Here is a 14,382-nt window from a genome sequence, read left to right on the forward strand (position 1 = left end):
AACCGGCGGGCGCCCTGATGCGCGCCCGCCGGCCGTTGGGAGAGGTTTTCCCGCTTACATCTTCGCGGTGAGGGTCAGGACCGCCGAGCGGGCATCGCCCGGTGTGGCCCAGCCGTTGTTGCGGATGCGCTGGTAGTAGAGCTTGTTGCCGATGTTCTTGACGTTGAGCTGCGCCGAGAGGTTGGGGCTGAAGTCATAGGACAGGAAGCCCTGGTGGATCAGGTAGTCGTCCGAGGAGATCGCCTTGACGGCGGCTGCTGTCGCGGTGGCGGGAACGGCGGCGGAAAGCAGGAACTTGCCCTGATAGGTGAAGCCGTAGCCCAGCGTCAGGCCGAACGGCAGGCGGTAGGTCGTGAACAGGCTGGCCGAATGCTTCGGGGTCTGGGTCAGGTACTGGCCGGCACCCGGATTTGGGTTGGTGGGCGTGTTGGTGCAGGTGCGCGTGCCGGTGACGGCGCCGGGGTTGGCAAGGCAGTAGTCCGACACCGACTGGAGCAGCTTGCTCTTGAGGTAGGTGTAATTGGTCGTGATCGACCAGTCGGGCGTGATCTTGCCGCTGGCGCCCAGCGCGATGCCGTCCACCCGCGACTTGCCGTCGAGCTGCTGGTTGGGAACGGCGGGATCGCCCGAGATCACGGCGTACTTGTCGCGCTCGTTGCGGAATGCCGCCGCCGTCAGCAGCAGGCCGCCGTCGAACAGTTCGGCCTTGGCGCCGATCTCGTAGTTCTGGGCGCTTTCCGGGTTCACGTTGCAGGTCGAGGTGGTGGCGCCGTTCTCGCCCGCCGTGGTGCAGGAACCGTTGACCGAGTTCTTGGAGGGCGTGCGCGAATTGCCATAGGCCGCATAGAGGCTGACCGCCTCGACCGGCTTGTAGTTCAGGCCGACGCGGTAGGAGAACAGCGTGTCGGCACTGCGCGTCTCGGTGCCCGGCGTGACCTGGCCCTGCGTCACGGTGGACGTAGTGGAGGCGGCGATGGTGTCGGCGCGGGTCGTGCCGACGTTGCGCTCGATACGGGCGCCGGCGCTGAGTTCCAGCTTGCCCAGCTTCATCGTGTCGAACAGGTAGGCGGCCACGTTGGTCTGCTCGCCCAGCGTGTGGCCGGTGCGGATGAAGTTGACCGGGCCGGTGTAGAGGTTGCTGCCGTACGTGAACCCGGTCGGACCGGTCACGACATCGTTCGGGTTGTCGATGTTGATGAGCGGAAGCGTGACCGAAGTGCCATCGGCATTGCGCAGCGAGTTGCCGTTGTTCAGGTCATACTTTTCCCAGGTGGCCGAGCCGCCCAGATCGATGGTGTGCTCGATCGCGCCGGTGTTGAACACGGCCTTGATGTCGAACTGGTCGAACAGCAGCTGGTTGCGGATGTCGCGCGTGGTGCCGCGGGGGCCTGAAGGCTGATAGTAACCGGCCGGCACAGTGCCGCAGCTGCCGCCGGTCGGCGTCACGCCGGTGGTCAGGCAGTAGGTCCCCTGCGGCGGATTGACCACGGTAAGCTGGCGCGAATCCTGCCAGCGGGCGAGATTGCGGATCGAGACCGTGTCGCTGAACGCATGATCGAAGATCGCGGTCATCTGGTCGATGTTGATGCGTTGCTTGTCGACGTTGCGATAGCCGAAGTAGTCGCTGCGGTGAACGCCGGGCACGGTACCGCTGTAATAGGGCACGCCGTACTGCGGGACGTTGTCGTCCTCCTGGTGGAAGTACTGGAGCGTCAGGCTGGTCGGGCTGTCGATGCCGATGGTGACGGAGGGCGCCACGCCCCAGCGCTTGTAGTCTTCCACGTCGCGGCCGGGCACGTCGTTGCGGTGCCACATGCCGTTGAGGCGGAAGGCGACGAGGTCGTTCACGCGCTTGTTGAGATCAACGGCGGCGCGGTAATAATTGTCGGTGCCGACGCCGGCCGTGGCGACATAGGCATCATCGGCCTTGGGGCGCTTGCTGACGATGTTGATGTTGCCGCCGGTCGAACCGGCGCCGGAAACCACCGAGTTCGCGCCGTTGGTGACTTCGATCTGCTCAAGGTTGAACGGATCGGTGCGCGTCACCTGCGCGCTGTCGCGCACGCCGTCGATGGTGATGTCGTTTGCGGCGCTGTAGCCGCGGAAGGTGATGTTGTCGCCGGGGCCGGTGCCCGCTTCGCCCGCGCCGAAAGTGATGCCGGGGACGGTGGAGAGCACGTCGCGCAGGGTCAGCAGGTTCTGCTGCTCGATCACTTCGCTGGAAAGCACGGTGATGGTCTGCGGCGTATCGAGCACGGGGCGGGTGCGCTTGGGGGATTCGAGCTTGCGGCCGGGCTGCTCGTCAATCGCGGAATCGCTGACGGTGACGCCGCCGAGCACGCGCTGGCCGTCGGACTGCTGGGCATGGGCGGGGGCAACGCTGAACACGGGCGCGATGCAGGACAGCGCAAGGAACGTGCGGCGCGCAGCCGAGGACGAAGGCTTGGAAGACATAATTCCCCTCATGTTTGGAATTCCCTTGGCGGCTCCGATAATGAGAGTCATTCGCATTCGCAATATACTTTGTTACAAGTGTAACGCTTATGTTGCAAAATCGTCGGGGCGGGGGTGTCAGGGGGGCGGTAAGGCCGGTCAGGGCGCGACGAGGAGGGCGGCAAGGGCCGGACTGATCCATTCCTCGATCCGGCCCTCGCCGTGGTCTCCCGCGCGGCACAGCGCGCGAACCGCCAGATTCTCGCAGATGGCCCGTTCGCGCATGGCCTGGGGCGGCTCGACACAGAGCGCAGTGGCCCAGGCATCGGCCAGCATGGCGCTGCGATGGACCACGCTGACGGCCATGGCATGTTCCACGGGCAGGGCGCTGCGCGGGTCGATGGTGTGGCGGCCGCGCACATAGTCTCCCGAGGTCGCCACGGCGAGCTGGTGCAGGGCGATGCGGAAGGGCGGAATATCGCAGGTCGGCGTTTCGAGATCGACCCACCAGGGATCGCCGTCCGGCTTCATCCCCGAACCGACGAGCTCACCGCCGATCTCGACAAGGAAATGGTTGCAGCCCCTTTCGCGCAGCAGCGCGGCAAGGGCATCAACGGCATGGCCCTTGGCGATGCCGGAAAGGTCCAGCCGCAGGCCGCCGGGCTGGAGCAGGCGGTGGCTGTCGGCATCGAAAGCCAGCTTCCGCCAGCCGGAAACGGCACGGGCCCCGGCAAGCGCGTCCGCACTCGGCGGCGCCGCGACCGGGACGGGGCCGTAACCCCAAAGATCGACGATGGCACCGATCGCGGGATCGAAGGCGGCATCGGTCACTTCGGCGATGGCAAACGCTGCTGTCATGACACCGGCAAAGGCGGGCGGCAGCGAGATCCACGTTCCCGCCGCAGCGCGATTGAACCGGCCGAGCACCGAGTCCGCCCGCCAGTGACTCATCTGGGCAAGAATATCCTCGAGCCGGGCCTCGATCGCCTCGACGATCGCGTCCCGGTCGAAGTTTTCGGGCGCCGCCAGGCGGAGACGCCAGGTCGTTCCCATGGTCTCCCCGCCGAGGTCGATGACCGGGGCGTCCTGTCGCCAGTCGGCAAGGACGCCCGGATCGATGTCGAGCGGCACGGCCAGTCGCAAGGGGGAGGCCAAGGGAGGCTTGGTGTCGTTCAGGTCGCTTTAGGTGCCGTTCAGGGCGCGACCACTTCGACGGTGGCGGTGTAGCTCATGCGGCGCTCGGTGGCGCGCTTTTCGCTGGGCTTGTTGTCGCTGGCGCTGGCGTTGATCCAGTACATTCCGGCGACCGGCCACTTGACGTGGAGCACGCCGTCGGCGCCGGTCGTCAGTTCCTGGGCCTGTTCGGCCTCGCGGTACTTCTTGCTGCCGGGAACCACGGTAACCTTGACGCCGGCGGCGGGCTTGCCGTCGATCAGGAAGCGGAACTGCCCCTCTTCGTTGGACACCAGCTCGTCCGGGTGCGTGATCGGATCGATTTCCAGGCCCTTGCCGGTGGGCGTGAAGACGGTCTTCGTCGGCGCATCGGCGGTCACGTAGATGTAGTTGCCGGAAATCGATTCGGTCAGCTTCACGTCGGTGGCATTGGCCGGAATGTCCGCCACGGTTGCGACACTGCGCACCGGCGCGCCGCCGGCGCCGGGCGCCCCTCCGGGACCACCCGCACCGGGACCACCCGCACCGGGGCCGCCTGCACCGGGACCGCCGGCGCCCATCGGGCGGCCGCGTCCGCCCAGGCGCCAGTCTTCGCCGTTCACCTTGAAGCTGCCCATGATCGCCGAGCGCTGGGTGCCGATCTTCCAGGTGCCGGGCTTGTCGATCTTGACGTCGAACGTCGCGCGGTAGCGGCCGGTGGCCGGGTTCTCGATCTTGCCTTCGCTGCCGTCAGGAGCCCAGACGGTGACCTGTTCGGGGCTCATCGGGAAATGGTCGGGATAGAACAGATCGTTCGATACCGCCGCATCGACAGTCACGTATTCGCTGGTGCCGGCGAGTGTGGTGGTGGACGGCAGGAGCCACTGGCGGTGGGCCGAAGCGGGTGAGGCGAGGGCGGCGGCCACGGCGGCCGAGGCGATCAGGATATGGCTGTAGCGCATGTCATGTCCTTGAAAAATCGTGAATGTTCGAGAATTCGAGATCAGCGGATGGTGATCGCACCCAGTTCGGAACTGCCCGATGCCGAGCCGGCCTTCTTGACCGGAACGGTGACCGGAACCGAGACGAGTTCGCGCCCGCCGGTTTCACGCGCGGCTTCCACTTTGAAGACATACTGTCCCGCCGGAAGATTGGCGGGCAGGGGGATCTGGTAGGTGCCGGGCGCGCGGGTGGCGCCGCTCAGCCCGTCTGCGGGCAGGTTGAGCGAACGGCCGCCCTTGCGCCACCAGGTGCGCAGGTCCGCCAGCCACTTCGTGCCGGGCTCGCGGCCGGCCTTCTTGACGTCGTACCACACGAAAACGGTGCGGGCCGGGCCGCCGGCGGCTGGTTCGAGCCAGCCGACGACGTAGGGACGATGGTATTCCGCGACGTTGATGCGCGGGATCGTCACGCTCACGGTCGCCGCGGCAGCCGGGGTGGCGATGGTCCCGGCGACGAGCGCCGGGGCCAGAAGTGGAAGCGCTGGCAGTACCTTCGATGTCGTCATCGGTGCCTTCTTGTCTCAGTGGATGAATATCAGGGCGATCGCGAGCGGGATCAGCAGGCTCAGCCCGACCAGCGGCCAGGTCGAGGGCCGATGTCTGGCGTGAAGCTGGAGGAGGAACAGGCCGGTCACCGTGAACACGACGCAGGCCGCCGCGAAGAGATCGATGAACCAGAACCACACCGAGCCGGTGTTGCGGCCCTTGTGCAGGTCGTTGAGGTAGGAAACCGTGCCGCGATTGGTCACTTCGGCGGAAATTGCGCCGTTGGAACGGTCGATGCTGACCCATGCGTCGCGGCCCGGGCCGGGCATGGCGACATAGACCTCGTCCTCGGCGGACCAGTCCGCCGGGAAACCGGCGGGATCGAGGGGAACGGCGGCGGCCACTGCCCTGGCGACATTGGCGGGAAGCGGCGCGGTGCCGTCTCCGGCGGGGGGCAGGCTACGCAGGAGGCCGGGCGCGATCTTGCCTTCGCTCTGTACCACCTTGGGTTCCGCGCCGATCGATGCCGCATGGTTGAGCGTGATGCCGGTGATGGCGAACAGGAACATTCCCGCAAGCGAAACCGCGGCGCTCACCCAGTGCCAGGTGTGAAGCTGCTTGAGCCAGAAGGCGCGGGCCTTCTTGTTCTTCTTCTTCGCGGGAGCGCGGCGGGCGGCGGCAGGACGCACGGTTTGCCCGGGATCTGCAGGCGGTTCTGTCCGCGCAGCAGGCGGTGCACGGTCCGCCCCATCAAGCACATCGAGACTTTCGCCGTTACCGCCCAACTTGCACGTTTCCCTTGGTCTACGGGAGTCGCGCAAAAGCGATGCGGAATCGAGTCCCGGCCCCCCTGTGCCGCTGCCATTATCGCAAGTGCGAATGCCTCGCAATAACAAAGCGCAAATCGAGGTGAAGGGATCGTGCAAGCGGCGAATGCCGCCGGATGCCGAACCGGCTTCCGGCGGCAGGTCTGCCGACAAGCGCCCAGGGTGGGACTTTGCGCGTGCCGGCAGGATGTCGGGGATCAGCCCCCGACGGTGAGCATCACCGCACCGCGAGCGGGGACCGTGTAGCTTGCGGGCAGTTTCGCGGCCTTGACCCCGGTCCACAGGTCTTCGACCTGCGAGATTGCGGCCAGACCGGCATCGGCAGGTGTCAGCGAGAGCGAGGCCGCGGTCTCGCCGCGGTTGAACAGGGCCAGGGCAACGCGGCCGTCTGCCAGCGGCTTGGCCCAGACTTCCATCGAGCCCGCCTTGCGCACGGCCTTGCCCTGGACGCCCCTGGCATCCTGATCCACGGCGATGACGCGCCTGTTGGTCAGCATCGCCAGCGTTTCGGCACTGGTTTCGCGCAGGTCATGGCCCATCATCAGCGGCGCGGCGGACATGGCCCAGAGCGTCATGTGCGTGCGGTATTCGTCCGCGCTCATCCCGCCGTTTCCGACTTCGAGCATGTCCGGATCGTTCCAGCCATGCGGCCCGGCCCAATCGGGTTTGCCGTTCTTGTCGAAGCCGATTTTGGCCATTGTCGGATAGTCGTCAGTGATGTCGCCGGTCGTGCGCCACAGCTGGCCGCCGACGTCGCGGCCCCAGCTTCCCACGTCGAAGCGGCCATATTCGCAGAGCGAGAAGATGAACTCGCGCCCCGTCGCCTGAAGGGCGGCGCCCATTTCGTAGTAGCTGCGCTTCACGGTATCGGCATCGGCATAGAACCACTCGCCCGAGCACAGGTCGTACTTCAGGTAGTCGAAGCCCCATTCGGCATAAGTCTTCGCATCCTGCGCGACGTGGCCGTAGCTGCCTTCGTAGCCGGCGCAAGTGCGCGGCCCCTGCGAGGAATAGATGCCGATCTTCAGTCCCCTGGAATGGACATAGTCGGTCAGCGCCTTCATGTCCGGAAACTTCTCGTTGGGCTGTAGCACGCCATTGGCGTCGCGCTTGCCCTGCCAGCCATCGTCGATGTTGATGTAGAGGTAGCCGGCATCGCGAAGGCCGGTAGAGACCATGGCATCGGCCTGCGCGCGCACGGTCTTGTCATCGATGTGCTCGGCGAACTTGTTCCAGCTGCTCCAGCCCATCGGCGGGGTGGAGGCCAGCCTGTTGGGGATCGGCGTGCCGAGCGGGGGCAGTGCGGCGAACTGGAAGGCGCGCGCCCTGGCGTCCTTCGCCTTGCCCTTGTAACCCTTGCTGTCGACCTCGGATTCCCAGATCCTGCCCTTGAGATGGGCCTGCCCGCCTTCAAGCGCGACGCTCCACGGGCGGGTAAGGTGCTCCTTGTCGTTGAGGTTGCGGGCCTCGAACTTCAGTTCGCCGTTCTCGACGCGCGGGTTCATCATCTCGACCGGGCCGTACCATTTGGTGGTTACGGTGCCGGCGATCTTGCCGCCCTTCGAGGTGACTTCCATCATCGTCACGCCCGGCGTGGGCGGGGTGTCGTCGAACAGCCAGACGCCGTCATAAGCAGTCTTGGCAAGGGCAGGCGCAGCAGGCGAAAGGGCGGTGCCAAGCAGGGCGGCAGCCAGCACGAGGGCGCGTTTCATCGCGATCTCCTTGGGATCGGTATCGTTACGGGTGAAGGGAGCGGCAGCCCGGCCGTGTCAGGCCACTGCCGCCGCCGCCTCGCGTCCGGCTTCGCTGCGGCTGCGGCCGTAGAGGAAGTAGACGAGGAGGCCGATCACGTTCCAGGCGCCGAAGCGGACCAGCGTGCTCTCGGGCAGGCTGAACAGCAGATAGGCGCAGCCCAGGATCGTCAGCGTACCGACGACATAGGGCTGCGGGCAGCGGAACAGGCGCTTCAGGTCCGGCGCACGGCGGCGCAGGATCATCAGGCACGCGCCGACCGAGATGAAGGCGATCAGGGTGCCGGCATTGGCGAGTTCCGCGATCTCGTCGAGACGGAAGATACCGGCGACGACCGCGATCGAGATGCCGGTCATCAGCGTGATGCGGGTGGGGGCGCCGGTGCGCGGGCTGATCTTGGCGAGGCTGCGCGGCAGCAGGCCGTCGCGGGCCATGACGAAGAACACGCGGCTCTGGCCGTACATCATCACGAGGATGACGGAAGGCAGGGCGAGCACGGCGGCAAAGGCGATCAGGTGCGCGGCAACCGGCTGGCCGAGCTGGCGCAGCACGAGGGCGAGCGGTTCGGGCGAGTTGGCAAGCTGCTGGAAGGGCAGGGCGCCGATCGCGGTAATCGCAACGGCCATGTAGATCGCGGTGCAGACGACCATCGAGCCGATGATGCCGATGGTAAGGTCGCGGCCGGGGTTCTTGGCTTCCTCGGCCGAAGTGGCGACTGCGTCGAAGCCGTAGAAGGCGAAGAACACGATGGCGGCGGCGGCCATGACCCCGCGCTTCTGCCCTTCCACTTCGGTGCTGCCGAAGCCGTAGGGCATGAAGGGTTCAAGGTTGCCGCCCTGGAAGGCGGGCAGCGCCATGACGACGAAGATCGTGAGCGCGACGAGCTTGATGATGACCAGCACGATGTTGAGCGTGGCGCTTTCGCGGGTGCCGGCGATCAGCATGCCCATGACGGCCAGCGCCACCAGCACGGCAGGCAGGTTGACGATGCCGCCGCCGTGCGGGCCGACCAGCAGCGCGTGGGGCAGATGGATGCCCGCCGACTGGATCCAGCCGACCAGATATCCGGACCAGCCGACCGCGACGGTGGAGCAGGCCAGCGAATATTCGAGAATCAGGCTCCAGCCGACGATCCAGGCGATGGTTTCGCCCATGGCGGCATAGGAGAAGGTGTAGGCGCTGCCGGCGGCCGGGATCATCGTCGCCATTTCCGCATAGGCAAGCGCGGCGCAGGCGCAGACCGCGCCGGCGATCGCGAAGGCGAGGATCACGGCCGGTCCCGCGCGCTCCGCGCCGACGCCGGTCAGGGTGTAGATGCCGGTGCCGACGATGGCGCCGACGCCAAGGGCGATCAGGTGAGGCCAGCTCAGGGTCTTGGCCAGGGAATGCCCGGAGTCGCGTTGTGAGAGTTTTTCTATCGATTTACGCGGTCCGAGCATGGATCCCCCTGGTTATGGTCTCAGCCGGTTGTCTGGCTGGCGGTAAAATGAGCGCGCAAGTCGTCAAGCGTGCTGGCGATGTGCTGGGTGAGCAGGCCCTGCACCTTGTCCGCCTCTCCGGCGAGCCAGGCATCGAGCAGGTCACGGTGTTCCATATGCGCGCGGTCGCCGCGGCCCGCCGGTTCGAGGTGGGCGATCACATAGCGTTCGGCGAGCACTTCGAGGCGCTCGACAAGCTGCGTGGTAAGCAGGCGCTTGCCCGGGCGGACCAGGGCGACGTGATATTCGCGGTTGCGCACGGCAACGTCGCTGAGATTTTCCTTGGCCGCGGCGTCAAGCACTTCGAAGGCCTTGATCGCGGCCTGCCGGTCGGCATCATCGGCCTTGGTGCAGGCATAGGCTGCGGCGGCGGGTTCGGTCGCAAGGCGCAGGAGATAGATCTCTTCGGCCTGATCGCTCGACATCGGGCGGACGAACCAGCCGCGATTGGCCTGGCTGGTCAGCAGACCCTCATGTTCGAGCCGCGCCAGCGCTTCACGCAGCGGGATCTTGCTCACGCCCAGTTCTGCGGCCAGCGCATCCTGCCGGACCGGCTCCATCACGGGGAGCTTTCCTTCGACGATCCTTTCGCGGATCACGTCGAAAATGCGTTCAGCAAGGGTGCGGACGACGATTGTCACCAATGAATCTCCATACAACTCTCGACGGCGCGATACGCCTTCGATCTAACGTATACGGTAGATGATCCCAAATGACGCTGCAATGCGACCTTTTCCGACCAGCGATTGCGTTTTGTTAATCGCGACCCTTCACCGCCCGGGCGAACCGGGACGTTGTGATTTCGGTGGATCGAGACGTTCATGGCGCGGTGCAAAGCCTTGTGCGGACGGGCGGTGATTGATATATGGTATACGATATAGTCTGACTTATGCAACGGAGTTTTTGTGGGGTCCATTGGAATTGTCGGTGGCGGGGTGGTCGGGCTCTGCACGGGCATCGAATTGCTCGAAGCAGGGCACCAGGTTGCGCTTGTCGATGACGATACCGAGGGCAAGGCGGCATCCTGGGGCAACGCGGGGCACATCGCGGTCGAACAGGTGGAACCGCTTGCCTCCATGGACATGGTGCGTAGCCTGCCGCAGCGCCTGTTCCTGCGCGGCGGACCGCTGGGCTTCCCGCCTGCCGCCATGGCGGAATGGGTGCCTTTCGGGCTGCGCCTGCTTGCCGCCGCCCGTCCGGCGCGGTTCCGCAAGGGCTGCGAGGCCCTGGCACCGCTTCTGGCTGGCTCGATGCCGGCGTGGATTTCGATGACCGAGCGCATCGGGGCGCCGGAACTGCTTCGCCAGGATGGCCATTTCGTGCTCTGGCACGGGGAAAGCGCCGCTCGCGAAGGCCGTGCTTCATGGCAGGCGGCGGAAACCGGTACCGCGCAAGTGCATGAGGCGACACCGGCCGAACTGGCGATGCTGTCCGGTCTCGGCAAGCAGCCGGTAGCCGGCGCGATCCGTTTCTCCGGTAGCGGCCAGATCGCGGACCTCGGCGATTTGCGGACTGCCTTGCGCAAGGCTTTCGCCGAGCGGGGTGGTACTTTCGTGGCCCGGCGCGGGGAATTGCGGATGGCGGGAGGCCGCGTCGAGATCGGCGGTGTCGATGCCGAGCAGGTGCTGGTCTGTGCGGGCGTGCGCTCGCGCGAATTGATGGAGCATCTCGGCCACAAGGTGCCGATGATCGCCGAACGCGGCTATCACGTCCGCGCCGATGCCGGCGTGTGGGCTGCCGACCTGCCGCCGGTGGTCTTCGAGGAACGCTCGATGATCGTCACGCGCTATCGAAGCGCAGTGCAGGCGGCGAGTTTCGTCGAACTCGGGAAGGTCGATGCGCCTGCCGATCCGCGCAAGTGGGAGCGGCTGGAGCGCCATGTCGCGGAGCTTGGCCTGCCCATCGCCGGGCCGTTCCGCCGCTGGATGGGCTGCCGCCCGACCCTGCCTGACTATCTTCCCGCCATCGGCCGCTCGACGAAGGCATCCAATCTCTTCTATGCCTTCGGTCATCAGCACCTAGGGCTTACACTTGCGCCGATCACGGCGCGGCTGGTCTCATCGATGGTCGCGGGCAAGCAGCCGGAGCTGCCGCTCGCGCCGTTCGATATCCAGCGCTTCGCATAAAGGAATAACGACATGATTGGCGGATCGACCGCAGAGATCGAACTGGCCGGGCTCGAAGCCTGGGCCGACCGCGCCCCGGCCATCGCCGTGGCCGAGCGCGAGGCGCGGATGGCACGCGCGGCGGAACTGACTGACCGGCTCGGCGCTGATGCGCTGCTGGTCAATGCCGGAGCCTCGCTGCGCTACTTCTCGGGCCTGCCCTGGGGGCAGACCGAACGTCTTGTCGCCATGCTGCTCGTCCCCGGACGCAAGCCGATCATGATCTGCCCGCATTTCGAGATCGGCACGCTGGAAGCCGATCTCGCGATTCCGGTGGACATCCGTTCGTGGCAGGAAGACGAAGATCCGGTCGCACTGGTGGTTCGGGTGCTTGCGGAAATCGGCGCGAAGACGGTGGCGATTGACCCGGAACTGCCCTTCCACTTCGCCGAGCGCATCCGGCAGGGCGGTTCGGCCAGGCCGGTCGATGCGATGCCGGTCATCAAGCAGTGCCGCATGGTCAAGTCCGCCGCGGAACTTGCGCTGATGCAGCAGGCCAAGAACATGACCCTGCTGGTCCATCAGGCTGCCGCGCGCATCCTGCGCCCCGGTATCCGCCAGAGCGAGGTGGTCCACTTCATCGATGCCGCGCATCGCAAGCTCGGCGCCAGCGGGTCGAGCTTCTGCATCGTCCAGTTCGGTGAGGCGACCGCCTATCCGCACGGGCTTCCGGGCGACCGCGAGCTGAAGGAAGGCCAGCTCGTGCTCGTCGACACGGGCTGCACCATCCAGGGCTACCATTCCGACATCACCCGCACTTACGCTTTCGGCGATGTCTCGCAGGATATCCGCCGCATCTGGGACATCGAGAAGGAAGCCCAGCAGGCCGCCTTCGACGCCGTGCGTCCCGGCGAGCCTTGCGAAGCGGTCGACTATGCCGCGCGTGTCGTGCTCGAAAAGGCCGGGCTGGGGCCTGACTACAACCTGCCGGGCCTACCGCACCGTACCGGCCACGGCATCGGCCTTTCGATCCACGAACCAGCCTATCTCGTGCGCGGTGACAAGACGCCTTTGGAGCCGGGCATGTGCTTCTCCAACGAGCCGATGATCGTGGTTCCGCAGAAGTTCGGCGTGCGTCTGGAAGATCACATGTTCGTTACCGAGACCGGCGCGCAGTGGTTCACGCAGCCGCAGGTCGCCATCGACCGTCCGTTCGCGTAATAGCCGCTACAGCGGCCAGCAGTAGATGATGAGCGGCGTCCCGATTCCCAGCACGAGCAGGGAAAGCGGGGCGCCCAGCCGGGCGTAGTCGCCGAACCGATAGCCGCCCGGCCCCATCACCAGCGTGTTGCACTGGTGCCCGATTGGGGTGAGGAAGTCGCACCCGGCACCGATCGCCGTGGCCATGAGGAAGGCGTCCGGCCGGTAGCCAAGGTCGGTCGCGAAGACGGCGGCGATGGGAGCCACCACCAGCACCGTTGCCGCATTGTTGAGGAACGGCGTAACCGCCATCGAAGCGGCGAGTACCATCGCCACCGCGCCCCATGGCGGCATGTCCCGTGCGAGCCTCGACAACTCGCTCGCCAGAATGTCGGATGCGCCCGTTGTCTGGAGGGTTTCGCTGACCGGGATCAGGGCGCCCAGCATCACCAGGATCGGCCATTCGATGGCTTCGTAGGCATCGTTCACCGGCAGGGCACCGGTGATGATGACCGCGCCAGCCGCCGCGAAGAACGCGACAGCCACCGGAATGAGCCCGGTTGCCGTCGTTATCATCGCCAGCGCGAGGATCGCCAGTGCCAGCCAGCCGCTGCGGCTCATGCCGAGCCGGATATGCCGCTGTGCCAGCGGAAGTACGCCAAGTTGCTGGAGGCGGCCGGGCATCTCCTCCAGGACGCCTTGAAGCACAACCACGTCGCCGGCCGCGAGCACGACATTGCCCGGCTTGTTGCGCAGGCTCTCGCCGCGGCGCGATATTGCCACGAGGCGCAGGCCCATCCGCTCCTTCAGCATCAACCGGCCGGCCGTATTTCCGACAAAGGCCGATTCCGTCGTTACCACGCCCTCGATCACGCCGATCTCGTCACGGGCGCGCTGATGCTCGTCGTCCTCCTCATGATCGTCGAGGGTGAGCTGCGAGCGGACGATGGCCCGTTCCAGCGCGTCGGGATCGCCGGAGAGGATAAGCACGTCGCCCTGCGCGATATGCGTGTCGGGATGCACGTCTCCGCGCAGGCCGGCGCGCAGGAGGGCCGTCACTTCTACTTCGCCGTCGTGGTGGTCGACGAATTCCCCGATCGTCTCGCCGATGGCACTCGACAGTTCCGAGACGGTGGCCTCGGTCGTGTAGTCCGAAATGTTGAGCGCTTCTCCCATGGTCGCGGCGGCGCGCCGGTCCGCGGGCACGAGCCGGTAGCCGAAGCGCAGGAACACGAGCCCGATCACCAGCATGCCGAGCCCCGTCGGCAGATAGTCGAACATGCGGAAGGGCTCGCCGGTCAGCTCCTCGCGCACGCGGCTGACGATGATATTGGGCGAAGTGCCGATCATGGTGGTCAACCCGCCTAGCAGCGAGGCGAACGCCATCGGCATGAGGAAGCGGGAGGGGTTGGAATGGCTGCGCCGGGCCATCTGCGAGGCGGCCGGCATCATCATCGCCAATGCGCCGATGTTCTTGATGAGGCCGGAAACCACGCCGACGGAGGCCGTCAGCACGAACAGTTGCGAACCGGGCCGTCGTACCCATTGGCTGACCCAGTTCACTGCCTGCTCGACGACACCGGTCCGCTGCACGGCAGCGGAAAGCACCAGCGCGGAGGCGATGATGATGACGATATCGTCGGAGAACCCCGAAAATGCCTTCTCCGGCGGGACGAGCCCCAGCGCCAGCGCGGCAAGGAGGGCGATGATCGCCGTGACATCGTAGCGGAAACGGCCCCAGACGAAGAGAATCATCATGCCGCACAGGGTGGCGATGGAAAGCCACTGGTTCAGGGTCATCGGAACTCGCTCTGGACTGCCGCGATATCGGCATATCCATGTAATGCTCGAGCGCCCTCAAGGTGCCGGGGGCGCCAACGTTCTCGCCCGAGTATGGCGTTGAACAGGAGCACTATTCCTGTGCGGCCATCAAGGAGCATCCCTCCCT

At 66.1% G+C, this 14,382-nt stretch carries 11 protein-coding genes; 2 read left to right on the forward strand and 9 right to left on the reverse strand.

Annotated features, from left to right (window positions below):
- Positions 1-54 precede the first annotated feature (54 nt).
- The 8 genes from ACXJ16_RS25930 to ACXJ16_RS25965 form a co-directional block, all read right to left on the reverse strand.
- Positions 55-2,454: a TonB-dependent receptor gene (locus ACXJ16_RS25930; RefSeq protein WP_463922567.1), complete on the reverse strand. Its 2,400-nt coding sequence runs from the start codon at positions 2,452-2,454 to the stop codon at positions 55-57.
- Positions 2,455-2,592: 138 nt separating this feature from the next.
- Entirely contained in the window at positions 2,593-3,576 is a 984-nt protein-coding gene (locus tag ACXJ16_RS25935; protein ID WP_463923319.1) for an FAD:protein FMN transferase, read from the reverse strand.
- 50 nt (positions 3,577-3,626) lie between these two features.
- Entirely contained in the window at positions 3,627-4,547 is a 921-nt protein-coding gene (locus ACXJ16_RS25940) for a DUF4198 domain-containing protein (RefSeq protein ID WP_463922569.1), read from the reverse strand.
- 41 nt (positions 4,548-4,588) lie between these two features.
- A complete protein-coding gene (locus tag ACXJ16_RS25945; RefSeq protein ID WP_132469693.1) occupies positions 4,589-5,092 on the reverse strand; it encodes a DUF2271 domain-containing protein in 504 nt (167 codons plus the stop codon).
- 15 nt (positions 5,093-5,107) lie between these two features.
- Positions 5,108-5,761 (reverse strand): PepSY-associated TM helix domain-containing protein, encoded by a 654-nt coding sequence (locus ACXJ16_RS25950; protein ID WP_443478922.1) that lies wholly within the window; start codon positions 5,759-5,761, stop codon positions 5,108-5,110.
- A 335-nt stretch (positions 5,762-6,096) separates the two neighbouring features.
- Complete coding sequence (locus ACXJ16_RS25955) at positions 6,097-7,611, reverse strand: glycoside hydrolase family 27 protein (RefSeq protein WP_463922571.1); 1,515 nt, start codon at positions 7,609-7,611, stop codon at positions 6,097-6,099.
- A gap of 57 nt (positions 7,612-7,668) precedes the next feature.
- Entirely contained in the window at positions 7,669-9,090 is a 1,422-nt protein-coding gene (locus ACXJ16_RS25960) for an amino acid permease (protein ID WP_324699322.1), read from the reverse strand.
- Between the two features lie 20 nt (positions 9,091-9,110).
- Positions 9,111-9,770 carry a GntR family transcriptional regulator gene (locus ACXJ16_RS25965; protein WP_054435932.1) on the reverse strand — a complete coding sequence of 220 codons (660 nt, stop codon included), beginning with the start codon at positions 9,768-9,770 and terminating at the stop codon, positions 9,111-9,113.
- Positions 9,771-10,034: 264 nt separating this feature from the next.
- On the opposite strand from ACXJ16_RS25965, the gene ACXJ16_RS25970 reads away from it, so the two are divergent.
- Positions 10,035-11,255, forward strand: a complete 1,221-nt coding sequence (locus ACXJ16_RS25970) for an NAD(P)/FAD-dependent oxidoreductase (RefSeq protein WP_463922573.1) — start codon at positions 10,035-10,037, stop codon at positions 11,253-11,255.
- 12 nt (positions 11,256-11,267) lie between these two features.
- Complete coding sequence (locus ACXJ16_RS25975) at positions 11,268-12,455, forward strand: M24 family metallopeptidase (protein WP_185999452.1); 1,188 nt, start codon at positions 11,268-11,270, stop codon at positions 12,453-12,455.
- Between the two features lie 6 nt (positions 12,456-12,461).
- Here the strand turns inward: ACXJ16_RS25975 and ACXJ16_RS25980 are convergent, their stop codons facing one another.
- The gene (locus ACXJ16_RS25980; protein WP_324699326.1) at positions 12,462-14,234 is read right to left on the reverse strand and encodes an SLC13 family permease; all 1,773 of its coding nucleotides are present in this window, start codon (positions 14,232-14,234) and stop codon (positions 12,462-12,464) included.
- Positions 14,235-14,382: the final 148 nt, after the last annotated feature.

The organism is Novosphingobium sp. TK71 (genome assembly GCF_055361505.1).